Source organism: Pseudomonas imperatae, from assembly GCF_057128625.1.
Window position 1 is genome coordinate 16146 of the sequence record NZ_JBSKHP010000037.1, and the last position, 25645, is coordinate 41790.

A 25645-nucleotide genomic window follows, 5' to 3' on the forward strand; every position below is an offset into this window, starting at 1 on the left:
ATTAGTTGTAGCGCATTAAACGCCACAGGTGATCTGTGCGTGCTACAGGCCTATAATGCGCGCCGGTTTTTGAGGTCCAGGTCCATGAGCACAGAAGATCCACGTTTCGAAGGTGTTACCCGGCTGTACGGTCGCGAGGGCATGCAGCGCCTGCGCGCCGCCCATGTGGCCATCGTCGGCATCGGCGGCGTGGGCTCGTGGGCGGCTGAAGCCATGGCCCGCAGCGGCGTCGGCGAGATCTCGCTGTTCGACCTGGACGATGTCTGCGTGAGCAACGTCAACCGCCAGTTGCATGCACTGGACGGCAACGTCGGCAAGCCCAAGGTCGAGGTGATGGCCGAGCGCCTGCGGGCGATCAACCCGGCGTGCACGGTGCACGCGGTCAGCGACTTCGTGACCCGCGAGACCATGGCCGAGTACATCACCCCAGACCTGGACTTCGTGATCGACTGCATCGACAGCATGCTCGCCAAGGCGGCGCTGATCGCCTGGTGCAAGCGCCGCAAGATCGGCATCATCACCACCGGCGGTGCGGGCGGGCAGATCGACCCCACGCAGATCAAGGTCTGCGACCTGAACCGCACCCACAACGACCCGCTGGCCGCCAACGTGCGCTCCACCCTGCGCCGTGACTACGGTTTCTCCCGTAACACCACCCGGCATTACAGCGTGCCGTGCGTGTATTCCACCGAGCAACTGCGCTACCCGGACAACAAGGGCGGCGTGTGCCTGACCAAGGCGTTCGTGGGCGAAGGGGTGAAGCTGGACTGCGCCGGAGGGTTCGGCGCGGTGATGATGGTGACCGCGACCTTCGGCATGGTGGCGGCGGCGCGGGCGGTGGATAAGTTGGTGGCGGGGGTGCGCCGCCCGTCCGAGCGCGGCCAGGCGGCCACGGTTACAAGCAAACCGTAAACGACCTGGAATTACGCGGCGGTTTGGACGCGGCCTGGCGGCCGCTGCTACCGGGGGCGCATTGTTTTGCGTAGCAGTTGCCGAAGGTGGCGTCAGGGAGCGGCCAGCTCCGCCATGCGCTTGAGCACCGCGTTCAAGCCATTGCTGCGCGACGGCGACAACTGACGGCCAAGCCCTAGCTGTTGGAACCACCCCGGCAGGTCCAGCGCCGTCAGTTCGGCGGCGCTCAACCCTTCGACCCGTACCAGCAGCAGCGCCAGTAAGCCGCGAATCAGGCGCGCATCGCTACCGGCCCGGAACTGCCATTGGCCATCCGCCTGGGTGGCGATCAACCACACCTGGCTCTCGCAGCCGTGCACTAGATGCTCGGTGCTTTTTTCGTCATCGGCCAGGGGCGCAAGACGCTCGCCCCACTGCATCAGCAGGCGCGCGCGCTGTTCCCAGCCCGCAGCTTGTTCGAAGGCCTGCAAGGCCTCGGCGGCGTGCACGGGCAGGCTCATCGCAGCAATTCCAACGACTTGTCCAGCGCCTCGAAGAAGCGCTGCAGGTCGTCGCTGTCGTTGTACAGCGCCAGCGACACACGAATTGCACCGGCCAGCCCCAGGCTTTTCAGCAGCGGCATGGCGCAATGGTGCCCGGCGCGCACGGCAATGCCCTGTTCGGTGAGCAGGTGCGCCAGGTCGGCGTTGTGCACGCCGTCCACCACGAAGCTGGCCAGGGCCAGTTGCGGGGTGCCCAGCAGGCGCACGCCCTCGCGGTCGTTGAGGCCGCGCAGCAGCAGGCCGTGCAGGGTGTTTTCGTGGGCCATGACGGCTTCGTGGTCGAGGCTGGCCAGGTAGTCCAGGGTGGCGCCCAGGCCGATCACGCCGGCCACGGGCGGGGTGCCGGCCTCGAAGCCCAGCGGCGCGGGGTGGAAGCTGGCGCTGTGGTAGTCGGCCACATGCACCATCTCGCCGCCGAATTGCCAGTGGCTCAGTTTGCCCAGCGCTTCGCTGCGGCCGTAGAGCACACCGACGCCATCCGGGCCGTACAGCTTGTGGCTGGAAAACACGTAGAAGTCGCAGCCCAGTTGTTGCACGTCATGGCGGCCATGTACCACGCCCTGGGCACCGTCGACCACGGTCAGCGCGCCTTGGGCGCGCGCCAGGGCCAGCAAGGGCTCGAGGGGTTGCCAGGCGCCGAGCACGTTGGACAGCTGGCTGACGGCCAGCAGCCGGGTGCGTGGGCCCATCAGGCTGGCGGCTGCGTCGAGGTCGATCAGCCCGTTGACGGTCAGCGGCAGCACCACCAGTTTCAAGCCGGCGCGCTGGGCCAGCTGTTGCCAGGGCAGCAGGTTGGCGTGGTGCTCCAGGGCGCTGATAACGATTTCGTCACCGGGCTGGAAATGCGCCTGCAGCCCGTAGGCCAACAGGTTCAGGGCGCTGGTGGCGCCGTGGGTGAAGACCACCTGGCTGGGGCTGGCAGCGTTGAGCCATTGCGTGACTTTCTCGCGGCTGGCTTCGAACGCTTGAGTCGCCAAGGCGCCTGGCAGGTGTTGCGCACGGTGCACGTTGGCGGCGCCGTGGCTGTAATAGTGGGCCAATGCATCGAGCAGGGCCTGGGGTTTCTGCGTGGTTGCCGCATTGTCCAGATACGTCTGGTGCTGGCGTTGCAGGGCGGCGATGGCCGGAAAATCGGCACGCCAGGGGGAGGGCTGGAACATGGGATCGGGGCTCTGGGCAGGCAGGCCCGGCACAGTGCCGGGCCTGCGCGGTGCCGCTTAGTTGTGAGCGTGCAGCGCTTCGTTCAGCTCGATGGCCGACTTGTGGGTCTTGCATTCCACGGCGCCGGTTTCCGAGTTGCGACGGAACAGCAGGTCGGTCTGGCCAGCCAGGTCACGGGCCTTGACCACTTTGACCAGCTGGTTGCTTTCGTCCAGCAGGGCTACCTTGGTGCCGGCGGTGATGTACAGGCCAGCTTCCACGGTGTTGCGGTCACCCAATGGGATGCCGATACCGGCGTTCGCGCCGATCAAGCAGCCTTCGCCGACCTTGATGACGATGTTGCCGCCGCCCGACAGGGTGCCCATGGTGGAGCAGCCGCCGCCCAGGTCCGAGCCCTTGCCGACGAACACGCCAGCCGACACGCGGCCTTCGATCATGCCCGGGCCTTCGGTGCCTGCGTTAAAGTTGACGAAGCCTTCGTGCATGATGGTGGTGCCTTCGCCGATGTAGGCGCCCAGGCGCACACGGGCGGCATCGGCGATACGCACGCCAGCCGGTACCACGTAGTCGGTCATTTTCGGGAACTTGTCCACCGAGAACACTTCCAGCAGCTCGCCCTTCAGGCGCGCTTCCAGTTGCAGTTCTGCCAGTTCGGCCAGGTCGACGGCGCCCTGGCTGGTCCAGGCCACGTTTGGCAGCAGCGGGAAGATGCCGGCCAGGCTGACGCCGTGCGGCTTCACCAGGCGGTGCGACAGCAGGTGCAGCTTCAGGTAGGCCTCTGGGGTGGAGGTCAGCGCGGCGTCTTCGGCCAGCAGGGTGGCGACCAGCGGCTTGTGGCTCTCGGCCAGGCGGGTGAGCAGGGCGGCCTGGGCGGCGTCGACGCCCTTCAGGGCTTCGGCCAGCTGCGAGGCCTGGGCGGTGGTGAAGGTGATGGCCTGGTTGCCACCGGTGTAGCCCAGGACAGGGGTGACCGCGGCGATCAGTTCGGCCGACGGCGACACCAGGGGTTGTGCGTAGAACACTTCAAGCCAGGCGCCATTGCGATTCTGGGTGCCGACGCCGAAAGCCAGGCTGAACAGGGTAGTGGACATGCAGTTACCTCTTTGCAAATGAATGGGGCCTGTTGCCAGCATTATTGCTGGGCGGCCGCCGCATAAATATCGGGCTTGAAGCCCACGAGGGTCCGGTGGCCAAGGTCCAGCACCGGGCGCTTGATCATGGACGGCTGGGCGAGCATCAGTTCGATGGCGCGGGCCTGGTCCAGATCGGCCTTCTGCTCGTCAGCGAGCTTGCGGAAGGTAGTACCGGCACGGTTCAGCACGACTTCCCAGCCGTGTTCGCCGCACCATTGCTCCAGGTGCTCGCGGTCGATGCCCTGGGTCTTGTAGTCATGGAATTCGTAAGCGGCGCCGTGCTCGTCGAGCCAGGTGCGGGCTTTTTTCATGGTGTCGCAGGCTTTGATGCCGAACAGTGTGTAAGCCATGGTTCAAAGGGGGCGGCCCGTGCGGAACGCGGCCATGCCCTGCGGTCTCCTGAATACGAATCGACGAATTATGCGGCATCGATTCTTTCGGCGCCATGACTGTTGCCTTGCAATGTGCTTCAAAGGTCCAGTTGCTGGGGACGGATACCGAACGCCGCGGCTATTTTTTCGCGGGTAGCCTTGCGTGGCCTGGCCACGGCCTCCTGTTGGGCAAAGGCGGGCTGGGTGACGCCAAGGCGGCGAGCGACTTCTTCCTGGGTCAGGTCGAGGTACTCGCGCCATGCCCGGATGGGGGTGAGCCCATCGACCACGCGGCTGACGACTTCGTGAGGGATCAGGTCGGCACAGCCATGGGTCGCTATGTACTGGTCGTAAGGGATGACCACGAATGCCGGCTTGCCGTCGGGGTCGTTGATGACCTGGATATTAGTAGGTGCGTTCGTCACGTTTCCTGACCTCTAGGGTAGTCAGGATAATAAGTCTTTTATAAGGTTTATGAAAGAATTTGCGCATCCCGAGGGCCTCCACCTGTCTGGTAGCATCCAGTTACAAGTGGCCAGGCTCCCTGCGACCATGGTGCAGCGGCCTTGCTTGCGATGTGCCGGTAAGATGTATCGTTTAATGTCCGGCGCGTTCCATTCCGCCCGGCACGTGTGAAGCAAGAGGGAAGACTGTCTTATGCAAACCGCCTACACCGTCCTGATCCTGCTGATGCTGGTGGGCCTGAGCAGGCTGGTGGCGAGGGTGATCCCGATTCCGCTGCCACTGGTGCAGATCGCCGCCGGGGCCTTGTTGGCCTGGCCCAGCCTGGGGCTGCACGTGGTGCTGGACCCCGAATTGTTCCTGTTCCTGTTCCTGCCACCGCTGCTGTTCGCCGACGGCTGGCGCATGCCCAAGCGCGACCTGTGGCGCTACCGCGGCTCGATACTGATGCTGGCGGTGGGCCTGGTGCTGTTTACCGTGGTGGGGGCGGGCTACTTCATTCACTGGCTGCTGCCGACCATCCCGCTGCCGGTGGCCTTTGCCCTGGCCGCCGTGCTGTCGCCCACCGACGCCGTGGCAGTGTCGGCCATCGCCCAGGACAAGCTGCCCACGCCGCTGATGCGCATCCTGCAGGGCGAGGCGCTGATGAACGACGCGTCGGGCCTGGTGACCTTCAAGTTCGCCCTGGCCGCTGCCGTTACCGGCTATTTTTCGCTGGCCGAGGCCAGCCTGACCTTCGTGCTGGTGGCCGTGGGGGGCCTGGCCATCGGCGTAGCGTTGAGCTGGCTGGTGGGGCGCCTGCGCCTGTGGATGATCGCCCGCGGCTGGGATGACCCGGCCACCCACGTGGTGTTCATGCTGTTGCTGCCGTTCGCCGCCTACGTGCTGGCCGAGCGCCTGGGCGCCTCGGGCATTCTCTCGGCGGTGGCCGCCGGCATGATGCAGAGCTGGCTTGACCTGCTGCCGCGGCAGACCAGTACCCGCCTGCTCAACCGCAGCGTCTGGTCGCTGCTGGAGTTCGCCTTCAACGGCCTGATCTTTTTGCTGCTGGGCCTGCAACTGCCGGACATCATCAAGGCGGTCACCAGCCACGAGGCCTCGCTGTGGCCGACCCTGGGCTACCGCCTGTTCGATGTCGCCGGGATTTTCCTGGTACTGGTGGTGCTGCGCTTCATCTGGGTGCAGAGCACCTGGCGCTTCATCAGCATGCTGCGCCGCTGGACCGGCAAGGCCACCATCACCATGCTGCCAACGGCGCGCTCCTGCTGGTTGCTGACCGTGGGTGGCGTGCGCGGTGCGGTGACCCTGGCGGGCGTGATGTCGGTGCCGTTGCTGCTTGGGGCAGGGCAGGATTTCCCTGAGCGCGACCTGCTGATCTTCATCGCTGCGGGGGTAATTTTATTGTCGTTGATCGCCGCTTGCGTGGCCCTGCCGCTGTTGCTGCGTGGGGTGGAGAAGACCTCCGACGAGGCGTTGCGCAAGGAAGTGCGCGAGGTGTGGCGGCGTACCGCCGAGGCGGCCATTCGTGCGCTGGAAACCGAAGAGGTGAGCGACCCGGCCGCGCCTGCGCCCGATGCCGCCCAGGCCGCGCTGGCCACCGAGTTGAAGGCGCAGATCATGTCCGAGTACCGCCACCAGCTGGACGTGTTCAACGACTCCGCCGAGGCCCAGGCGCAGGCGCTGTTGATGGACCAACTGGAGCGCCGCCTGCGTATCCGCGGCCTGCGCGCCCAGCGCCTGGAGCTGTATGACCTGCGCCGTCATCACCATATCGGTGATGACGTGCTGCGCGAGATTCTCAGCGAGTTGGACTTGAGCGAGGCGAACCTGGGGGTGACCCGGCCCTCGGTCGGCTGACCGGGCGGGTGCTGACGCGGCCTGGTGGCCGCTGCTACACGGTCCCGTAGCAGTGGCCGCCAGGCCGCGTCAGGGTTTCAGCGCTGGCTGACGAAGTCGCGAATGCGCTCGGCAGCTTCCACGCACTCGGCCAGTGGCGCGACCAGGGCCATGCGCACGCGGCCGGCACCCGGGTTCACGCCATCCACGTCACGGGACAGGTACGAGCCCGGCACCACGGTCACGTGCTGCTGCTCGAACAGCTGTTGGCAGAACTGCGCGTCATCCATCGGCACCTTCGGCCACAGGTAGAAGCTGCCGTCCGGGCGCTGCACGTCCAGCACCGGCGCCAGGATTTCCAGCACGGCATCGAACTTCTCGCGGTACAGGGCGCGGTTGGCGCGCACGTGCACTTCGTCGTTCCAGGCGGCGATGCTGGCCAGTTGGGTCTGCACGGGCATGGCGCAGCCGTGGTAGGTGCGGTACAGCAGGAACGCCTTGAGGATCTCGGCGTCGCCGGCGACGAAGCCCGAGCGCAGGCCCGGCAGGTTCGAGCGCTTGGACAGGCTGTGGAACACCACGCAACGCTTGAAGTCGCTGCGGCCCAGCTCCACGCAGGCGCTGAGCAGGCCGGGTGGCGGGGTTTGTTCGTCGAAGTACAGCTCGCTGTAGCACTCATCGGCGGCAATCACGAAGTCGTGCTTGTCGGCGAGGGCAATCAGCTTTTTCAGGGTGTCCATCGGCACCAGGGCGCCGGTGGGGTTGCCTGGCGAGCACAGGAACAGGATCTGGCAGCGGTCCCAGGTCTCGGCCGATACGGCGTCGAAATCCGGGTTGAAGCCGTTGCTGTCCAGGCACGGCAGGTAGTGCGGGGTGGCACCGGCCAGCAGGGCTGCGCCTTCGTAGATCTGGTAGAACGGGTTGGGGCTGACCACCAGGCCATCGTCGCTGCGCTCGACCACGGTCTGGGTGAAGGCGAACAGCGCCTCGCGGGTGCCGTTCACCGGCAGCACGTGGCGCGCCGGGTCGATCCAGCCGGCCGGCACGTTGAAGCGGCGCTCGCACCAGGTGCCAATCGCCTCGCGCAGGGCCGGGATGCCCAGGGTGGTGGGGTACACGGCCATCTGGTCGAGGTTGGCGCTCAGCGCTTCGGCCACGAAGCTGGGCGAGCGGTGCTTGGGCTCGCCGATGGACAGGGCGATGGCGCGCTTGCCCGGGTTGGGCGTGACGGCGCCCAGCAGCTTGCGCAGTTTCTCGAACGGGTAGGGCTGCAGCTGGTTCAAAGCGTTGTTCACGAATGTTCCTCTAAATGCTCAGGCGCGACAGCTCGACGCCCTGCGGCTGGCTGACACTCAGTTGGTCGACGATGGCATCCTGCAGGCGGCTGCACAGTTGCGGGTCGGAAAGCGGTTGGTTGTCGGCGTCGGTGATGAAGAACACGTCTTCCACCCGTTCGCCCAGGGTGGCGATCTTGGCGTTCTGCAGCGACAGGTCGAACTCCAGGAAAATCTTGCCGATGCGCGCCAGCAGGCCGGGGCGGTCCGGGGCGCTGAGCTCCAGGATAGTCACCGGGCGCTGGGCATCGTTATGAATGGTGACCTGGGGCGCGAAGGCAAAGTGCTTGAGCTGGCGCGGCACCCGACGCTGGATGATGGTGGGGTAGTCATCGGGGTTGCGCAGGGCTTCGGTGAGGCCGCTGCGGATCTCCTTGACGCGCACCGGGTTGTCGCCGATCGAGCCGCCGTCGGTGTCCAGGACAATGTAGGTGTCGAGGGTGAACTGGCTGCTGGAGGTGATGATGCGCGCGTCATGGATATTCAGGTTGAGCTGGTCCATGGCCGCCACGGTCACGGCGAAGAAGTCGTGCTGGTCGGGCGCGTAGATGAAGATCTGCGTGCCGCCCTCGAACTCGCGCTGGGTGGTTTCCTTGATCAGCACCAGCGGGCCGCCGTCCAGCGGCTGCTGGAGGATGGCGTCGCTGTGCCAGGCGACGTCGCCGGCGGTGTGGCGCAGGAAATAGTCGTCGCCCAGCTGCGACCACAGCTGCTCGACGTCGTCCGGATCGGTGCCGGCGCGCACCAGGATGTCCAGGGCCGCGCTCTGGGTCTGGCGGATCTGCTCCTCGCGGTCCAGCGGGTTCTCCAGGCCGCGGCGCAGGGCGCGCTTGGTCTCGGTGAACAGCTGGCGCAGCAGGCTGGCGCGCCAGCTGTTCCACAGGCTGGGGTTGGTGGCGTTGATGTCGGCCACGGTCAGCACGTAGAGGTAGTCCAGGTGCGTCTGGTCGCCCACCAGCTGGGCGAAGTCGTGGATCACCTGCGGGTCGGAGAGGTCCTTGCGCTGGGCGGTGGTCGACATCACCAGGTGGTTCTGCACCAGCCATACGATCAGGCGGCTGTCCCATACGGGCAGCTGGTGGCGCTGGCAGAACGCCTCGGCGTCCACCGCGCCCAGGTCGGAGTGGTCGCCCTGGCGGCCCTTGCCGATGTCATGGTACAGGCCGGCCAGGTAGATCAGCTCGGGCTTGGGCAGCTGGCCCATGAGCTTGCTGGCCAGCGGGAATTTCTCCGACACCGGCGTGTACTGCAACTTGCGCAGGTGCTTGATCAGGTTCAGCGTGTGCGCGTCCACCGTATAGATGTGGAACAGGTCGTGCTGCATCTGCCCCACGATGTGGCCGAACTCGGGCAGGTAGCGGCCCAGGATGCCGTAGCGGTTCATGCGGCGCAGGTTGCGGTGGATGCCGATCTCGCACTTGAACAGCTCGATGAACAGGCTGGTGTTGCGAATGTCGTTGCGGAAATCGTCGTCGATCAGGTGGCGATGTTCGCGCAGCAGGCGGATGGTATCTGCGCGTACGCCCTTGATCTCGGGGTTCTGCGCCATCAGCACGAAAATTTCCAGCATGGCGAACGGCGTGCGCTTGAACACGTTGGCGTGCACCGCCTCGATGTAGCCGTCGTGCAGCTGGAAGCGCGAGTTGATGGGCAAGGTGACGCTGCCCACGTCATCGGCCAGGATAACTTCCTCGAAGTGCTGGATGATCAGGTCGCTGAGCTCGGCGATGCTCATCACCACGCGGTAGTACTTCTGCATGAAGCGTTCGATGGCCAGCTTCGCGTCGCTGTCCTTGAAGCCCAGCAGGCCGGCGATGGTGCGCTGGTGGTCGAACAGCAGGCGGTCTTCGGCGCGCCCGGCCAGCATGTGCAGGGCGTAGCGCACCTTCCACAGGAACTCCTGGGAGCTGGCCAGCAGGTTGTTCTCGCTTTCCAGCAGGAAGCCTTCGCCGGCCAGGGCGTGCAGGTTCAGGGTGCCGTACTGGCGGCGGGCCACCCAGAGGATGGTCTGGATGTCGCGCAGCCCGCCCGGGGAGCCCTTGACGTTGGGCTCCAGGTTGTATTCGGTGTCGTTGTACTTGTGGTGCCGGGCTTTCTGCTCGGCGCGCTTGGCCAGGAAGAAGTCCTTGCTGGGCCACATGTGCGCGGTGCCGGTGACTTCCAGCATGCGCTTGCGCAGGCGCTCGGGGCCGGCCACGGTGCGGCTTTCCATCAGGTTGGTGATGATGGTGAGGTCGGCGCGGGCCTGTTCGGCGCACTCGTCGATGGAGCGCACGCTCTGGCCCACTTCTAGGCCGATGTCCCACAGCAGCGTGAGAAAACGCTCGATGGAGTCGCGGAAAATCTCGTGGTCCGAGCTTTCCAGCAGAATCAGCAGGTCGATGTCGGAGTAGGGGTGCAGCTCGCCACGGCCATAGCCGCCAACGGCCACCAGGGCGATGTCGGCTTCGTCGCTCCAGTCGAACTGTTTCCAGGCCTGCTGGAGGATGTTATCGACGAACCAGGCGCGGTCCTCGATCAGCCGGCGAATATCGCGGCCGGCGCGAAAGCGCCCATCCAGCACGTCGCGGGCCTGGCGAATGGCTTTCTTGAACGCGGCGATGGGGCTCGCCTTGAGGGCCAGTTCCGCCTGGAACTGGCCGCGATCGAACAACTCCGGATCCACCTGGGGCATCGAATGGGCCTTCCTGAACTGTAGGGGCAATTTGGGCTGGAACGCTATTGTGGGAGCTGGCTTGCCAGCGAGTTTTTGGCAGGCCCCCAAAAGCTCGCTGGCAAGCCAGCTCCCACAATTAATGGGTCACATCAGGCCGAGACGCGTGGGATGGTGTCGTCCGCGCGCAGGGTGAAAATCTCGTAGCCGGTAGCGGTCACCACCAGGGTATGTTCCCACTGCGCCGACAGCTTGCGGTCCTTGGTGATGGCGGTCCAGCCGTCGCCCAGCACCTTGGTGTCGGCCTTGCCCTGGTTGATCATCGGCTCGATGGTGAAGGTCATGCCTTCCTTCAGTTCCATGCCGGTGCCAGCGCGGCCGTAGTGCAGAATCTGCGGCTCTTCGTGGAACACCTTGCCGATGCCGTGGCCGCAGAACTCGCGCACCACCGAGAAACCATTCTTTTCGGCGTGTTTCTGGATCACTTCGCCGATGTCGCCCAGGCGGCAGCCCGGCTTCACCAGTTCGATGGCCTTGTACATGCATTCCTGGGTGACCTTGGACAGGCGCTCGGCCCAGGCCGGCACGGTGCCCACGTGGAACATGCGGCTGGTGTCGCCGTGGTAGCCGTCCTTGATCACGGTGACGTCGATGTTCAGGGTGTCGCCGTCCTTGAGCACCTTGTCACCTGGAATGCCGTGGCAGACCACGTGGTTGATCGAGGTGCAGATCGACTTGGGGAAGCCCTTGTAGTTCAGCGGGGCCGGGATGGCCTTCTGCTCATTGACGATGAAGTCGTGGCACAGGCGGTCCAGCTCTTCCGTGGTCACGCCGGGCTTGACGTGGGGCTCGATCATTTCCAGCACTTGCGCGGCCAGGCGGCCGGCAACGCGCATGTGCTCGATGTCCTCGGGAGTTTTGATGGTAACGGTCATACGGGCTCTCTGGGCGCTCGGCGGCGCAGGCAAACACGGGATGAAACGATTCTACCAGACGTACGGCAGCGGGAACTGTCGCCAGGCATCGCTTCTCTATATAGAGTCATGGGGCCATTGTTGCGCGAAACAAGCTTCCACGCAAAAGTCGTTGATCGACAACGTGAATTCGGGTTTCGCTGGCAAAGGTTCTGTGGTATAAAATGCGCCGCTTTCCGGGGATAGCCCCGAAAGCACAAACCCACACACGTGCCGGCACGATGACCTGGGTGCCTTCAGCTCTAGCTGCTGGTTGGTCATTGGGGTACGTGGAGGCCTAACCCGACTTATCAAGGAACTATCATGTCCCAAGTCAATATGCGCGATATGCTGAAGGCCGGTGTGCACTTCGGCCACCAGACCCGTTACTGGAACCCGAAAATGGGCAAGTACATTTTCGGCGCGCGCAACAAGATTCACATCATCAACCTCGAAAAAACCCTGCCAATGTTCAACGAAGCTCTGACTTTCGTTGAGCGCCTGGCCCAGGGCAAGAACAAGATCCTGTTCGTCGGCACCAAGCGTTCGGCTGGCAAGATCGTTGCTGAAGAAGCAGCACGTTGCGGTTCGCCGTACGTCGACCACCGCTGGTTGGGCGGCATGCTGACCAACTTCAAAACCATCCGTGCTTCGATCAAGCGTCTGCGCGACCTGGAAACCCAGGCCGAAGATGGCACCTTTGCCAAGCTGACCAAGAAAGAAGCCCTGATGCGCACCCGTGATCTGGAAAAACTGGATCGCTCCCTGGGTGGTATCAAGGACATGGGCGGCCTGCCTGACGCACTGTTCGTTATCGACGTTGATCACGAGCGCATCGCGATCACCGAAGCCAACAAGCTGGGTATCCCGGTTATCGGCGTAGTCGATACCAACTCCAGCCCAGAAGGCGTTGACTACATCATCCCAGGTAACGATGACGCCATCCGCGCCATCCAGTTGTACATGGGTTCGATGGCTGACGCCGTTATCCGTGGCCGCAACCACGTTGCTGGCGGTACTGAAGAGTACGTCCAGGACGCTCCTGCTGCAGCGGTAGAAGGCTGAGTCTAGACGCCCAGCGTTTACTCGGTACGCAAAAAGGGGGCTAGGCCCCCTTTTTGCCACCTCGAGAACCTGTCTGCGTAGTCATTGCATTTTTTTAACGCAGTAGCTGGCAGTGTTCAAGAATTGAGCGCCCGTGCCAATCGGGTGGAATGGTTGAAAACCTATCCAAGAGGATTTTGAAATGGCAGAAATTACTGCAGCGTTGGTCAAAGAACTGCGCGAGCGTACCGGCGAAGGCATGATGGACTGCAAAAAGGCCTTGACCAAGGCTGGCGGCGACATCGAAAAAGCGATCGACGACATGCGTGCCTCGGGCGCCATCAAGGCTGCCAAAAAGGCTGGCAACGTTGCCGCTGAAGGCGCTATCGCCGTTAAAGTTGACGCTGACAACAAGTCGGCCGTCATCCTGGAAGTCAACTCGCAGACCGACTTCCTGGCCCTGCAGGACGACTTCAAGAACTTCGTGGCTGCCAGCGTTGAAAAAGCCCTGGCCGACAAACTGACCGACGCAGCTCCGCTGATCGCCGCTCAGGAAGCTGCTCGCGAAGCCCTGGTTGCCAAAGTTGGCGAAAACGTCAACATTCGCCGCCTGGTTCGCGTTGAAGGCGACGTGGTCGACGCTTACCTGCACGGTAACAAGATCGGCGTAGTGGTTGCCCTGAAAGGCGGCAACGCCGAGCTGGCCAAAGACATCGCCATGCACGTGGCTGCCAGCAACCCAGAGTTCCTGCTGCCATCGCAAGTCTCCGCCGAAGCCATCGAACGCGAGAAAGCCGTGTTCCTGCAGCTGAACGAAGAGAAGATGAAAGGCAAGCCTGAGAACATCGTTGCGAACATGATCGACGGTCGCATCAAGAAGTTCCTGGCCGAGGCTTCCCTGGTCGAGCAGCCGTTCGTCAAGAACCCTGAAGTCAAGGTTGGCGACCTGGCCAAGAAAGCTGGCGCTGAAATCGTTTCGTTCACCTACTTCAAGGTTGGTGAAGGCATCGAGAAGCCAGTTGACAACTTCGCTGAAGAAGTTGCCGCTCAGCTGGCTGCTGCCAAGCAGTAAGACGGTCTAACCGCTGTCGTCCCAAAGAGGCTGCCCGCTCACGCGCGCAGCCTCTTTGTCAAAGTGAAAGGCGGAATCGTGGCTTACAAGGCCGCTTCCGATGGCGCTGTAGCAGCGCCAAGCTAGAGTTAGCGCAGGCTGCAAACAGCCCGCCCAGAATTTTTTAACGCCGCAGGAGAGATTCGCAATGGCTCAGCAGGTTAGTGGTCGTCAACCTCGCTATAAACGCATTTTGCTCAAACTTAGCGGCGAGGCCCTGATGGGCTCGGAAGACTTCGGCATCGACCCGAAGGTGCTGGACCGCATGGCCCTGGAAGTTGGCCAGCTGGTAGGTATCGGCGTGCAGGTCGGCCTGGTCATCGGTGGCGGCAACCTGTTCCGTGGTGCCGCCCTGAGCGAAGCCGGCATGGACCGCGTTACCGGTGACCACATGGGCATGCTCGCCACGGTGATGAACGCCCTGGCCATGCGCGATGCGCTGGAGCGCTCCAACATCCCCGCCATCGTCATGTCGGCGATCACCATGGTTGGCGTGACCGACCACTACGACCGCCGCAAGGCCGACCGCCTGCTCAAGTCCGGTGACGTGGTGATCTTCGCTGCCGGTACCGGCAACCCGTTCTTCACCACCGACTCCGCAGCGTGCCTGCGCGCCATCGAAATCGGTGCCGACGTGGTGTTGAAGGCAACCAAGGTGGATGGTGTGTACACTGCCGATCCATTCAAGGATCCGCATGCTGAGAAATTTGACCGCCTGACGTACGATGAGGTGCTGGACCGCAAGCTGGGTGTGATGGACCTGACCGCCATCTGCCTGTGCCGCGACCACAACATGCCGTTGCGGGTGTTTAACATGAACAAGCCAGGCGCTCTGCTGAATATCGTAGTGGGCGGCGCTGAAGGAACTCTGATCGAGGAAGGCGAAGAATGATCAACGAAATCAAGAAAGACGCTCAAGAGCGCATGCAGAAATCCCTGGAATCGCTGGCCCACGCGTTCAGCCGCATCCGTACCGGTCAGGCGCACCCCAGCATCCTGGGCGGCGTGATGGTGCCTTACTACGGCGCTGACACCCCGCTGAACCAGGTGGCCAACGTTACTGTTAAAGACTCGCGCACCCTGCAGGTCGTGGCGTTCGAGCGCAACATGCTGGCCGCCGTCGACAAGGCCATCCAGAGCTCGGGCCTGGGCTTCAACCCAACCAACCTGGGTGAGCTGCTGCTGATCACCATGCCGGCCCTGACCGAAGAAACCCGCAAGGGCTTCACCAAGCAGGCCCGTGAAGCGGCCGAAGACGGTCGCGTTGCCGTGCGTAACATCCGTCGTGACGCCCTGGGCCAGCTGAAAGACCTGGTCAAGGAAAAGGAAATCAGCGAAGACGAAGAGCGTCGTGCCGCCGATGACGTCCAGAAGTTGACCGACAAATTCGTTGCCGAAATCGAAGTGGCCGTGAAGCAGAAAGAAGCCGACTTGATGGCTGTATAAGAAGGATCCGCGCGTTTCCATGGAAAAGACCAAGCAGACTGCGCCGTCTTCGGTGCCGCGACACGTTGCGATCATCATGGATGGGAATAATCGCTGGGCGAAGAAGCGCCTGTTGCCCGGTATCGCCGGGCACAAGGCCGGCGTGGACGCCGTTCGTGCCGTCATCGAGGTGTGCGCAGAGGCGAAGGTCGAGGTCCTGACCCTCTTTGCCTTCTCCAGCGAGAACTGGCAACGGCCGGCCGAAGAGGTCGGGGCCCTGATGGAACTGTTCTTCTCGGCCCTGCGCCGGGAAGCGCGGCGCCTGAATGAAAACCGCATCAGCCTGCGCATCATCGGCGATCGCTCGCGCTTTCACCCCGAGTTGCAGGCTGCCATGCGTGAGGCGGAGGCGTTGACCGCCGGCAATGAGCGCTTCGTGCTGCAGATCGCCGCCAACTATGGCGGCCAGTGGGACATCGCCCAGGCCGCACAGCGCCTGGCCCGCGAAGTCCAGGCCGGGCACCTGCGCCCGGACGACATTACTCCCGGGTTGTTGCAGACCTGCCTGTCCACCGGCGACCTGCCGTTGCCTGACCTGTGCATCCGCACGGGCGGCGAGCGACGCATCAGCAACTTCCTGCTCTGGCAGCTGGCCTACGCCGAGCTGTATTTCTCCGACCTGTTCTGGCCGGACTTCAAACACGACGCCATGCGCACCGCGCTGGCCGATTTCGCTTCGCGCCAGCGCCGCTTCGGTAAGACGAGCGAGCAGGTCGAAGCCGGAGCCCGTGCTTAATGCTTAAACAACGCATCATTACAGCGCTGATCCTGCTGCCGATCGCCCTGTGCGGTTTCTTCCTGCTCGAAGGGGCGGGCTTTGCCCTGTTCATCGGCCTGGTAGTGACCCTGGGCGCCTGGGAATGGGCACGACTGGCCGGTTTCGAGGCCCAGGGCGCGCGGGTGGGCTTTGCCGCCGTGGTGGCCGCCATCCTGTTCTTCCTGTACCTGTCGCCTGCGCTGGCGCCGTTCGTGCTGGCCGCTGCGCTGATCTGGTGGGGTGTGGCAACGTTCCTGGTGCTGACCTTCCCGCGCACCAGCGAGCAGTGGGCCAGCGTGGCCTGCAAGCTGCTGATCGGCCTGCTGATCCTGCTGCCCGCCTGGCAGGGCCTGGTGCTGATCAAGGCCCAGGGCCAAGGCAACTGGCTGATCCTGGCGGTGATGGTGCTGGTCTGGGCTGCCGACATTGGCGCCTACTTCTCCGGCAGGGCGTTCGGCAAGGCCAAGCTGGCCCCGCAGGTCAGCCCCGGCAAGAGCTGGGCGGGCTTCTACGGTGGCATGGCGGTGAGCCTGCTGATTACTCTGGTGGTCGGCCAGGTGCGTCACTGGGGCATCGGTGAAACCCTGCTGTGCCTGATTGGCGCGGCCATCGTGGTAGCGCTGTCGGTGGTCGGTGACCTGACCGAAAGCATGTTCAAGCGCCGCGCCGGTATCAAGGACAGCAGCAACCTGCTGCCGGGCCATGGCGGCGTGCTGGACCGCATCGACAGCCTGACCGCTGCGGTGCCGGTGTTCGCCGTGCTGCTCTGGGCTGCCAACTGGAGTCCCCTGTGAACAAGCCACAGATGATTACCGTGCTCGGTGCCACCGGCTCTATCGGCCTGAGCACCCTGGACGTGGTGGCGCGCCACCCGGACCTGTACCAGGTGTTCGCGCTCACCGGCCATTCGCGCCTGCAGGAGCTGCTGGCGTTGTGCGTCAAGCACCAGCCCCAGGTGGCCGTGGTGGCGGACGAGGCGGGCGCGCGCCAGCTGGAGGCCGGGCTGCGTGCCGCCGGGCTGGCGACCCAGGTACTGATCGGCGAGCAGGGCCTGTGCCAGGTGGCTGCCGACCCGCGCGTGGACGCGGTGATGGCGGCCATTGTCGGCGCCGCGGGCCTGCGCCCGACGCTGGCGGCCGTGGAGGCGGGCAAGAAGGTCTTGCTGGCCAACAAGGAGGCGCTGGTGATGTCCGGCGCGCTGTTCATGCAGGCGGTGCGCCGCAGCGGCGCAGTGCTGCTGCCCATCGACAGCGAGCACAACGCCATCTTCCAGTGCCTGCCCGCTGATTTCAGCCGTGGCCTGGGCAATGTCGGCGTGCGCCGCATCCTGCTGACCGCCAGTGGCGGCCCGTTCCGCGAGACGCCGCTGGCCGACCTCGAGCACGTGACCCCCGAACAGGCCTGCGCGCACCCGAACTGGTCCATGGGGCGCAAGATTTCCGTGGATTCGGCCAGCATGATGAACAAGGGCCTGGAACTGATCGAGGCTTGCTGGCTGTTTGACGCGCGGCCCGAGCAGGTCGAGGTGGTGGTGCATCGCCAAAGTGTGATTCACTCCATGGTCGATTATGTCGACGGCTCGGTGCTGGCGCAGTTGGGCAACCCCGACATGCGCACCCCTATCGCCCACGCGCTGGCCTGGCCGGCGCGCATGGATTCGGGGGTTGCGCCGCTGGACCTGTTCGCCGTCGGCCGGCTGGATTTCGAAGCCCCCGACGAGCAGCGCTTCCCTTGCCTGCGCCTGGCGCGGCAGGCTGCCCAGGCCGGCAATAGCGCGCCGGCGATGCTCAACGCTGCCAACGAAGTTGCGGTGGCGGCATTTCTTGAGCGGCGCATCCGTTATCCCGAGATCGCGCGTATGATCGAGGATGTGCTGGAGCAGGAGCCGGTGGTGGCCCTGGATGCGCTGGACGCGGTGTTTGCCGCCGATGCCCGGGCCCGCGAGCTGGCGGGGCAATGGTTGAATCGCCACGGGCGTTGATCGCCGCGGTGTGCATGCACACCCCGGTTGATTGGCGCCGCGACGCAATTCGGAGAGAGTTATGAGTGCGCTCTACATGATTGTCGGTACCCTGGTGGCGCTGGGTGTGCTGGTTACCTTTCACGAATTCGGCCATTTCTGGGTCGCGCGACGCTGTGGTGTCAAGGTTCTGCGTTTCTCCGTGGGCTTCGGCCTGCCGCTGTTGCGTTGGCATGACCGCCAGGGCACCGAATACGTGGTAGCAGCCATCCCGTTGGGTGGCTACGTGAAAATGCTCGACGAACGCGAGGGCGAGGTGCCGGCCGAGCAGCTGGACCAAGCCTTCAACCGCAAGAAGGTCGGCCAGCGCATTGCCATCGTCGCCGCCGGCCCTGTGGCCAACTTCCTGTTGGCAATCTTCTTCTTCTGGGTGCTGGCGATGCTGGGCAGCCAGCAGGTCAAGCCGGTGATCGGTGCCGTCGAGCCGGGCAGTATCGCGGCAGTGGCCGGCCTGAGCGCGGGCAGTGAAATTGTTTCAGTAGATGGCGAAGCCACCAGCGGCTGGTCCCAGGTCAACCTGCAGCTGGTCCGTCGCCTGGGCGAGAGCGGTTCGCTGCAGGTCAACGTGCGTCCCCAGGGCTCTACGGCCGATGAGCCGCATACCCTGGCGCTGGACCACTGGCTTCAGGGCACCGACGAGCCCGACCCGATTCATTCCCTGGGTATCCGCCCATGGCGTCCTGCGCTGGAGCCGGTGCTGGCTGAGCTGGATCCCAAGGGCCCGGCCCAGGCCGCTGGTCTGAAAACCGGCGACCGCCTGCTGGCCCTGGATGGCCAGGCGCTGGGCGATTGGCAGCAGGTCGTGGACCTGGTGCGCCAGCGCCCCGACGGCAAGATCACCCTGCATGTGCAGCGTGATGGCCAGCTGTTGGATGTGCCGGTGACCCTGGCCACCCGCGGCGAAGGCAAGGCTGCCGCGGGCTACATGGGTGCCGGGGTGAAGGCCGTGGAGTGGCCGCCGGAAATGACCCGCGAGGTCAGCTACGGCCCGCTTGCCGCCATCGGCGAGGGCGCCCGGCGCACCTGGACCATGAGCGTGCTGACCCTTGATTCGCTAAAGAAAATGCTCTTCGGCGAGCTCTCGGTAAAAAACTTGAGTGGACCGATAACCATTGCTAAAGTGGCGGGCGCTTCAGCCCAGTCGGGCGTTGGGGATTTCCTGAATTTCCTCGCCTATCTGAGCATTAGCCTGGGGGTTCTGAATTTGCTGCCCATCCCCGTGTTGGATGGGGGGCACTTGCTGTTCTACCTGATCGAATGGGTGCGTGGTCGCCCAGTGTCGGATCGGGTACAGGGTTGGGGGATCCAGATCGGTATCAGTTTGGTAGTCGGGGTGATGTTGCTTGCCCTGATCAACGATTTGGGTCGACTGTAAAGCTTCGCTCAATTGCGAACCTGCCGCCTTTGCGGCAGTTTGCTTATTGCCAGTTGGAATAAGAAAGGACTTCATGAAACGTCTGCTGCTTACTGCGGTTCTTGCCGCATTGATGGTCACCGAAGTTCACGCCGAGTCCTTCAAAATCACTGATATTCGTGTCAACGGCTTGCAGCGGGTATCCGCCGGCAGCGTGTTTGGTGCCTTGCCATTGAACGTTGGCGACGAAGCGGATGATCGACGCCTCGTGGATTCCACTCGCGCGCTGTTCAAGACCGGTTTCTTTCAGGATATCCAGCTGGGCCGCGACGGCAACGTCCTGGTCATCAGTGTAGTCGAACGCCCGTCGGTCTCCAGTATCGAGATCGAGGGCAACAAGGCTATTTCCACTGAAGACCTGATGAAAGGCCTGAAGCAGTCCGGTCTTGCCGAGGGCGAGATCTTCCAGCGTGCCACCCTTGAAGGCGTGCGCAACGAGCTGCAACGCCAGTACGTCGCCCAGGGCCGCTACACGGCCACCGTCGACGCCGAGGTGGTGCCGCAGCCGCGTAACCGCGTCAGCCTGAAGATCAAGATCAACGAAGGCACCGTCGCCGCCATCCAGCACATCAACGTGGTGGGCAACACGGTGTTCTCCGAAGAGGAACTGACCGATCAGTTCCAGCTCAAGACCACCAACTGGCTGTCGTTCTTCAAGAACGACGACAAGTACGCCCGGGAAAAACTCTCCGGCGACCTTGAGCGCCTGCGTTCCTACTACCTGGACCGCGGCTACATCAACATGGACATCGCTTCCACCCAGGTGTCGATCACCCCGGACAAGAAGAGCGTCTACATCACCGTCAACATCAACGAAGGGCAGAAGTACACCGTTCGTGACGTGAAGCTCTCCGGCGACCTGAAAGTGCCTGAAGACCAGGTCAAGGCGCTGCTGCTGGTGCAGAAGGACCAGGTGTTCTCGCGCAAGCTGATGACCACCACCAGCGAGCTGATCACCCGCCGCCTGGGCAACGACGGCTACACCTTTGCCAACGTCAACGGCGTGCCTACCCCGCATGACGACGACCACACCGTGGATATCACCTTCGTGGTCGACCCGGGCAAGCGTGCCTACGTGAACCGCATCAACTACCGCGGCAACACCAAGACCGACGACAAGGTGCTGCGCCGTGAAATGCGCCAGATGGAAGGCGGTTGGGCTTCCACCTACCTGATCGACCAGTCCAAGACCCGCCTGGAGCGCCTGGGCTACTTCAAGGAAGTCAACGTCGAGACCCCGGCCGTACCGGGCGTGGACGACCAGGTTGACGTGAACTACTCGGTAGAGGAACAAGCCTCCGGTTCGATCACCGCCAGCGTCGGTTTCGCCCAGAGCGCCGGCCTGATCCTGGGTGGCTCGATCAGCCAGAGCAACTTCCTGGGTACCGGTAACAAGGTCTCCATCGGCCTGACCAAGTCCGAGTACCAGACCCGCTACAACTTCAGCTACGTCGACCCGTACTTCACGCCGGACGGCGTGAGCCTGGGTTACAACGCCTTCTACCGCAAGACCGACTACAGCGACCTCGACGTCGATATCGCCAGCTACTCGGTTGACAGCTACGGCGTTGGCATGACCTTCGGCTACCCGATCAGCGAGACCTCTCGCCTGACCTACGGCCTGACGCTGCAACACGACAACATCAGCACCGGCACCTACACCGTCGACGAGATCTTCGATTTCATCGACAAGGAAGGCAGCAGCTTCACCAACCTGAAGGCGTCCGTGGGCTGGTCCGATTCGACCCTGAACAAGGGCACCCTGCCGACCCGTGGTCACTCGCAGAGCCTGACGTTCGAAACCACCACGCCTGGCAGCGACCTGTCGTTCTACAAGATCGACTACCGTGGCCAGCTGTTCGCCCCGATCACCGATAACTACACCCTGCGCCTGCACTCGGAACTGGGCTATGGCGACGGCTTCGGCAGCACCCATGGGTTGCCGTTCTACGAGAACTACTACGCCGGTGGCTTCAACTCGGTACGTGGCTTCAAGGACAGCACCCTGGGCCCACGCAGCACCCCGAGCAGCGGCAAGTTCCCGGGGACCGTGGCCGACCCGGACCAGAGCCCGGAAGCCTTCGGTGGTAACGTGCTGATCACCGGCGGTGCCGAAGTGCTGTTCCCGATGCCGTTCGTGAAGGACCAGCGTTCGCTGCGCACCTCGCTGTTCCTGGACATGGGTAGCACCTTCGACACCAACTGCTCGGCAAGCTCCAAGTACTGCGAAAGCGTCGACTTCTCGCAGATGGCCGCCTCCGTCGGTCTGGGCGTGACCTGGGTCACCGCACTGGGTCCTCTGAGCTTCAGCCTGGCCACGCCGATCAAGAAGCCTGATTACTCTGAAACCCAGATCTTCCAATTCTCCCTGGGCCAGACCTTCTAAGGTCTGCCCAACCACAGTTTCCGTAGGAGTGCACCGTGCGCAAGTTGACACAAATGGTTCTTCTGGCAGCCACCCTGGCCGCTACCGCTACCCCAGCGTTTGCCGACATGAAAATTGCCGTGCTGAACTATCAGATGGCCCTGCTGGAGTCTGACGCGGCCAAGCAGTACGCCGTGGATGCCGAGAAGAAGTTCGGCCCGCAACTGACCAAGCTCAAGGCCCTGGAAAGCAGCGCCAAGGGTATCCAGGACCGCCTGGTGAACGGTGGCGACAAGCTGCCACAAGGTGACCGCGAGAAGCTGGAGCTGGACTTCAAGCAGAAGGCCCGCGACTTCCAGTTCCAGTCCAAGGAGCTGAACGAAGCCAAGGCCAACGCCGACCGCGACATGCTCAAGCAGCTGAAGCCGAAGCTGGATGGCGCTGTTGAAGAAGTCATCAAGAACGGCGGCTTTGACCTGGTACTCGAGCGTGGCGCTGTGATCGATGTCAAACCTCAATACGACATCACTCGCCAAGTCATCGAGCGCATGAACAAAGCGCGCTGATATGACTGTGACCCTGAAGCTCGGCCAATTGGCCGAGTTCCTCGGTGCGACCCTGCGGGGCAGCGAGGATACCGAAATTACCGGGCTGGCCACTTTGCAAGAGGCCGGCCCTGGTCAGTTGAGCTTCCTGGCAAACCCCCAGTACCGCAAGTTCCTGCCTGACTGCACCGCTGCGGCCGTGCTGCTCAAGGCGGCGGACGCCGAAGGCTACGCCGGCGCTGCGCTGGTGGTGGCCGACCCGTACCTGGCCTACGCCCGTGTTTCCCACCTGTTCGACCCCAAGCCCAAGGCAGCGGCCGGCATTCATGCCAGCGCCGTGGTGGCGGCCGACGCGGTGGTGGACCCCACTGCCAGCATCGGCGCGTTCGCGGTGATTGAAAGCGGCGCGCAGATTGGCGCCGGCACCACCGTGGGCGCCCACTGCTTCATCGGCGCGCGTTGCGTGATCGGCGAAGGCGGCTGGCTGGCCCCACGCGTCACCCTGTACCACGACGTGCGCATCGGCAAGCGCGTGGTCATCCAGTCCGGCGCGGTGCTGGGCGGCGAAGGCTTCGGCTTCGCCAACGAAAAGGGCGTGTGGAACAAGATTGCCCAGGTGGGCGGCGTCAGCATCGGCGACGACGTGGAAATTGGCGTGAACACTGCGGTAGACCGCGGCGCGCTGGCTGACACGGTGATTGGCAACGGCGTCAAGCTCGACAACCAGATTCAGATCGCCCACAACGTGCAGATCGGCGACAACACCGCCATGGCGGCGTGCGTCGGCATCTCCGGCAGCACCAAGATCGGCAAGAATTGCATGCTGGCCGGCGGCGTGGGCCTGGTGGGCCATATCGATATCTGTGACGGTGTCTTCATCACCGGCATGACCATGGTCACCCATTCCATCACCGAGCCAGGGGCCTATTCCTCGGGCACGGCGATGCAGCCAGCGGGCGAGTGGCGCAAGAGCGCGGCACGCCTGCGCCAGATAGATGACATGTTCCGTCGTCTCAAACAGGTAGAAAAGCGTGTCGAAGCCGTGACCCCGGACGACAAAGCATCATCTGATGGCTGATACCAATTCCATATCAAGTGTGCACAGCCGCTAAACTGCCTCCTTGATTTGCAATAGGAGTGCTGCGCGTCAGTCGCGCGCTCCCTATCTTTTATACAGGCTTCCCCCCGAAATGATGGACATCAACGAGATTCGCGAATACCTGCCTCACCGTTACCCGTTCCTGCTGGTGGACCGTGTAGTGGAGCTGGACGTCGAGGCACAGCGCATTCGCGCCTACAAGAATGTCAGCATCAACGAGCCATTCTTCAACGGCCACTTCCCGCAGCACCCGATCATGCCGGGCGTGCTGATCATCGAGGCAATGGCCCAGGCAGCTGGTATTCTTGGTTTCAAGATGCTGGACGTGAAACCGGCCGACGGTACCCTGTACTACTTCGTGGGTTCCGACAAACTGCGTTTCCGCCAGCCGGTGCTGCCGGGCGACCAGCTGATCCTGGAAGCCAAGTTCATCAGCTGCAAGCGCCAGATCTGGAAATTCGAGTGCCAGGCCTCCGTTGACGGCAAGCCGGTGTGCTCGGCCGAAATCATTTGTGCGGAACGCAAGCTATGAGTTTGATTGACCCTCGCGCCATCATCGACCCGTCTGCCATTCTGGCGGACGGCGTCGAGGTCGGCCCTTGGTCGATCATCGGCGCTGGCGTTGAAATCGGCGAGGGGACCGTCATCGGCCCCCACGTGATTCTCAAGGGGCCGACCAAAATCGGTAAGCACAACCGCATCTACCAGTTTTCCTCGGTAGGCGAAGACACCCCTGACCTCAAGTACAAGGGCGAAGACACGCGCCTGGTCATCGGTGACCACAACGTGATCCGCGAAGGCGTGACCATCCACCGCGGCACCGTCCAGGACCGCGCGGAAACCACCCTGGGCGACCACAACCTGGTCATGGCCTATGCCCACATCGGCCACGACTGCGTGATCGGCAACCACTGCATCCTGGTCAACAACACTGCGTTGGCGGGCCATGTGCACATGGACGACTGGGCGATCCTGTCCGGTTTCACCCTGGTGCACCAGTACTGCCACATCGGCGCCCACAGCTTCTCCGGCATGGGCACCGCCATTGGCAAGGACGTGCCTGCCTACGTCACGGTGTTCGGCAACCCGGCCGAGGCGCGCAGCATGAACTTCGAGGGCATGCGCCGTCGTGGCTTCAGCGATGACGCCATCCATGCCCTGCGTCGTGCCTACAAGGTGGTCTACCGCCAGGGCCTGACCGTCGACCAGGCGATAGCCGAGCTGGCCGAGCCGGCTGCCCAGTACCCTGAGGTGGACGTGTTCCTGCGCTCCATCCAGAACTCGACCCGCGGCATCACCCGCTGATGCCGTTGCCAGGCAAGCTGCGCGTCGCCCTGGTGGCGGGCGAGGCCAGTGGCGATATTCTCGGCGCCGGGCTGATGCAGGCCCTCAAGGCGCGCCACCCGGACATCGAATTCATGGGCGTGGGCGGCCCGCTCATGGAAGCCCAGGGCCTGGTGTCCGAGTTCCCCATGGAGCGGTTGGCCGTGATGGGCCTGGTGGAGGTGCTGGGGCGCCTGCGCGAGCTGCTGGCCCGGCGCAAGCTGCTGATCCAGACCTTGATCGAGCGCAAGCCCGACGTGTTCATCGGCATCGATGCGCCCGATTTCACCCTCAACATCGAACTCAAGTTGCGTCAGGCCGGGATCAAGACCGTGCACTACGTCAGCCCATCCGTGTGGGCATGGCGGCAGAAGCGCGTGCTGAAGATCCGCGAAGGCTGCGACCTGATGCTGACCCTGTTCCCCTTCGAAGCGAAATTCTACGAAGAGAAGGGCGTGCCGGTGCGGTTCGTCGGCCACTCGTTGGCCGACACCATCCCGCTGCAGGCCGACCGTGCCCAGGCGCGCGCCGAGATCGGCCTGCCCCTGGACGGCCAAGTGGTGGCGCTGATGCCGGGCAGCCGTGGCGGCGAAGTAGGGCGCCTGGGCGAGCTGTTCCTCGACGCCGCCCAGCGCCTGCTGGCCCAGCGCCCAGGCCTGCGCTTCGTGCTGCCGTGCGCCAACGCCGCGCGCCGGGCACAGATCGAGGCCATGCTGGTGGGCCGCGACCTGCCGCTGACCCTGCTCGACGGCCAGTCCCATCGTGCCCTGGCGGCCTGCGACGCAGTGCTGATCGCCTCTGGCACCGCTACCCTGGAGGCGTTGCTGTACAAGCGCCCGATGGTGGTGGCGTACCGCCTGGCGGGGCTCAGCTACTGGATTCTCAAGCGTATGGTGAAAAGCCCGTACGTGTCGCTGCCCAACCTGCTGGCCCAGCGCATGCTGGTGCCCGAGTTGCTGCAGGACGCCGCCACCCCCGAAGCCCTGGTGCAAACGCTGCTACCCTTGCTGGACAACGGCCAGGCGCAGACCCAAGGCTTCGACGACATTCACCGCACCCTGCGCCGCGATGCCTCCAACCAGGCCGCGGAAGGCGTGCTGGCACTGCTGGCGAAACAATGACCTC

At 63.8% G+C, this 25645-nt stretch carries 24 protein-coding genes; 16 read left to right on the forward strand and 8 right to left on the reverse strand.

The window, feature by feature from the left end; genetic code table 11:
• The first annotated feature begins 84 nt into the window (after positions 1 to 84).
• Positions 85 to 912, forward strand: coding sequence for a tRNA cyclic N6-threonylcarbamoyladenosine(37) synthase TcdA (gene tcdA, locus ACWKWX_RS30075; RefSeq protein ID WP_416422833.1), 828 nt, complete (start codon positions 85 to 87; stop codon positions 910 to 912).
• Positions 913 to 1004: 92 nt separating this feature from the next.
• Here the strand turns inward: tcdA and ACWKWX_RS30080 are convergent, their stop codons facing one another.
• The 5 genes from ACWKWX_RS30080 to ACWKWX_RS30100 all read right to left on the reverse strand — a co-directional run bounded on the left by ACWKWX_RS30080 (position 1005) and on the right by ACWKWX_RS30100 (position 4544).
• Entirely contained in the window at positions 1005 to 1412 is a 408-nt protein-coding gene (locus tag ACWKWX_RS30080) for a SufE family protein (RefSeq protein ID WP_483829646.1), read from the reverse strand.
• The gene (locus ACWKWX_RS30085) at positions 1409 to 2614 is read right to left on the reverse strand and encodes an aminotransferase class V-fold PLP-dependent enzyme (protein ID WP_483829647.1); all 1206 of its coding nucleotides are present in this window, start codon (positions 2612 to 2614) and stop codon (positions 1409 to 1411) included. The genes ACWKWX_RS30080 and ACWKWX_RS30085 overlap by 4 nt, the downstream gene beginning before the upstream one ends.
• Positions 2615 to 2671: 57 nt before the next feature.
• The gene (gene dapD, locus ACWKWX_RS30090) at positions 2672 to 3706 is read right to left on the reverse strand and encodes a 2,3,4,5-tetrahydropyridine-2,6-dicarboxylate N-succinyltransferase (protein ID WP_416422836.1); all 1035 of its coding nucleotides are present in this window, start codon (positions 3704 to 3706) and stop codon (positions 2672 to 2674) included.
• Positions 3707 to 3747: 41 nt separating this feature from the next.
• Positions 3748 to 4098 (reverse strand): ArsC family reductase, encoded by a 351-nt coding sequence (locus ACWKWX_RS30095; RefSeq protein WP_483829648.1) that lies wholly within the window; start codon positions 4096 to 4098, stop codon positions 3748 to 3750.
• Between the two features lie 119 nt (positions 4099 to 4217).
• Positions 4218 to 4544, reverse strand: a complete 327-nt coding sequence (locus tag ACWKWX_RS30100) for a helix-turn-helix domain-containing protein (protein WP_416422838.1) — start codon at positions 4542 to 4544, stop codon at positions 4218 to 4220.
• 232 nt (positions 4545 to 4776) lie between these two features.
• Here ACWKWX_RS30100 and ACWKWX_RS30105 point away from each other — a divergent pair, with 232 nt between their 5' ends.
• Positions 4777 to 6438, forward strand: coding sequence for a Na+/H+ antiporter (locus ACWKWX_RS30105; protein WP_416422839.1), 1662 nt, complete (start codon positions 4777 to 4779; stop codon positions 6436 to 6438).
• A gap of 77 nt (positions 6439 to 6515) precedes the next feature.
• Here ACWKWX_RS30105 and dapC read toward each other — a convergent pair whose 3' ends face one another.
• From dapC to map, 3 genes are all read right to left on the reverse strand, one after another.
• Positions 6516 to 7712, reverse strand: a complete 1197-nt coding sequence (gene dapC / locus ACWKWX_RS30110; protein ID WP_483829649.1) for a succinyldiaminopimelate transaminase — start codon at positions 7710 to 7712, stop codon at positions 6516 to 6518.
• A gap of 10 nt (positions 7713 to 7722) precedes the next feature.
• Complete coding sequence (locus ACWKWX_RS30115) at positions 7723 to 10425, reverse strand: [protein-PII] uridylyltransferase (protein WP_416422841.1); 2703 nt, start codon at positions 10423 to 10425, stop codon at positions 7723 to 7725.
• Positions 10426 to 10556: 131 nt separating this feature from the next.
• The gene (gene map, locus ACWKWX_RS30120; RefSeq protein ID WP_277962027.1) at positions 10557 to 11339 is read right to left on the reverse strand and encodes a type I methionyl aminopeptidase; all 783 of its coding nucleotides are present in this window, start codon (positions 11337 to 11339) and stop codon (positions 10557 to 10559) included.
• Between the two features lie 342 nt (positions 11340 to 11681).
• Between map and rpsB the strand changes: the two genes are divergently transcribed.
• From rpsB to lpxB, 14 genes are all read left to right on the forward strand, one after another.
• Entirely contained in the window at positions 11682 to 12422 is a 741-nt protein-coding gene (gene rpsB, locus ACWKWX_RS30125; protein WP_249672328.1) for a 30S ribosomal protein S2, read from the forward strand.
• A gap of 181 nt (positions 12423 to 12603) precedes the next feature.
• Positions 12604 to 13473 (forward strand): translation elongation factor Ts, encoded by an 870-nt coding sequence (gene tsf / locus ACWKWX_RS30130; RefSeq protein ID WP_473005598.1) that lies wholly within the window; start codon positions 12604 to 12606, stop codon positions 13471 to 13473.
• A gap of 187 nt (positions 13474 to 13660) precedes the next feature.
• On the forward strand, positions 13661 to 14404 hold the full coding sequence (gene pyrH, locus ACWKWX_RS30135; RefSeq protein ID WP_008366369.1) for a UMP kinase: 744 nt from the start codon (positions 13661 to 13663) through the stop codon (positions 14402 to 14404).
• Positions 14401 to 14958 carry a ribosome recycling factor gene (frr, locus tag ACWKWX_RS30140; RefSeq protein ID WP_416422843.1) on the forward strand — a complete coding sequence of 186 codons (558 nt, stop codon included), beginning with the start codon at positions 14401 to 14403 and terminating at the stop codon, positions 14956 to 14958. The genes pyrH and frr overlap by 4 nt, the downstream gene beginning before the upstream one ends.
• A gap of 19 nt (positions 14959 to 14977) precedes the next feature.
• Positions 14978 to 15733, forward strand: coding sequence for a polyprenyl diphosphate synthase (gene uppS / locus ACWKWX_RS30145; protein ID WP_483829650.1), 756 nt, complete (start codon positions 14978 to 14980; stop codon positions 15731 to 15733).
• A complete protein-coding gene (locus ACWKWX_RS30150) occupies positions 15733 to 16548 on the forward strand; it encodes a phosphatidate cytidylyltransferase (RefSeq protein ID WP_416422845.1) in 816 nt (271 codons plus the stop codon). Before uppS ends, ACWKWX_RS30150 begins: the two co-directional genes overlap by 1 nt.
• On the forward strand, positions 16545 to 17735 hold the full coding sequence (gene ispC / locus ACWKWX_RS30155; RefSeq protein WP_483829651.1) for a 1-deoxy-D-xylulose-5-phosphate reductoisomerase: 1191 nt from the start codon (positions 16545 to 16547) through the stop codon (positions 17733 to 17735). Before ACWKWX_RS30150 ends, ispC begins: the two co-directional genes overlap by 4 nt.
• 61 nt (positions 17736 to 17796) lie before the next feature.
• Positions 17797 to 19149: a sigma E protease regulator RseP gene (gene rseP, locus ACWKWX_RS30160; protein ID WP_416422847.1), complete on the forward strand. Its 1353-nt coding sequence runs from the start codon at positions 17797 to 17799 to the stop codon at positions 19147 to 19149.
• 73 nt (positions 19150 to 19222) lie between these two features.
• Positions 19223 to 21574, forward strand: a complete 2352-nt coding sequence (bamA, locus tag ACWKWX_RS30165) for an outer membrane protein assembly factor BamA (RefSeq protein ID WP_483829652.1) — start codon at positions 19223 to 19225, stop codon at positions 21572 to 21574.
• 35 nt (positions 21575 to 21609) lie between these two features.
• Positions 21610 to 22119, forward strand: coding sequence for an OmpH family outer membrane protein (locus ACWKWX_RS30170; RefSeq protein WP_416422849.1), 510 nt, complete (start codon positions 21610 to 21612; stop codon positions 22117 to 22119).
• A gap of 1 nt (position 22120) precedes the next feature.
• Positions 22121 to 23176 (forward strand): UDP-3-O-(3-hydroxymyristoyl)glucosamine N-acyltransferase, encoded by a 1056-nt coding sequence (lpxD, locus tag ACWKWX_RS30175; protein WP_476296770.1) that lies wholly within the window; start codon positions 22121 to 22123, stop codon positions 23174 to 23176.
• 112 nt (positions 23177 to 23288) lie between these two features.
• On the forward strand, positions 23289 to 23729 hold the full coding sequence (fabZ, locus tag ACWKWX_RS30180) for a 3-hydroxyacyl-ACP dehydratase FabZ (protein ID WP_416422851.1): 441 nt from the start codon (positions 23289 to 23291) through the stop codon (positions 23727 to 23729).
• On the forward strand, positions 23726 to 24502 hold the full coding sequence (gene lpxA, locus ACWKWX_RS30185) for an acyl-ACP--UDP-N-acetylglucosamine O-acyltransferase (RefSeq protein ID WP_416422852.1): 777 nt from the start codon (positions 23726 to 23728) through the stop codon (positions 24500 to 24502). Before fabZ ends, lpxA begins: the two co-directional genes overlap by 4 nt.
• A gap of 5 nt (positions 24503 to 24507) precedes the next feature.
• Complete coding sequence (gene lpxB / locus ACWKWX_RS30190; protein WP_416427547.1) at positions 24508 to 25641, forward strand: lipid-A-disaccharide synthase; 1134 nt, start codon at positions 24508 to 24510, stop codon at positions 25639 to 25641.
• The last annotated feature ends 4 nt before the right edge of the window (positions 25642 to 25645 follow it).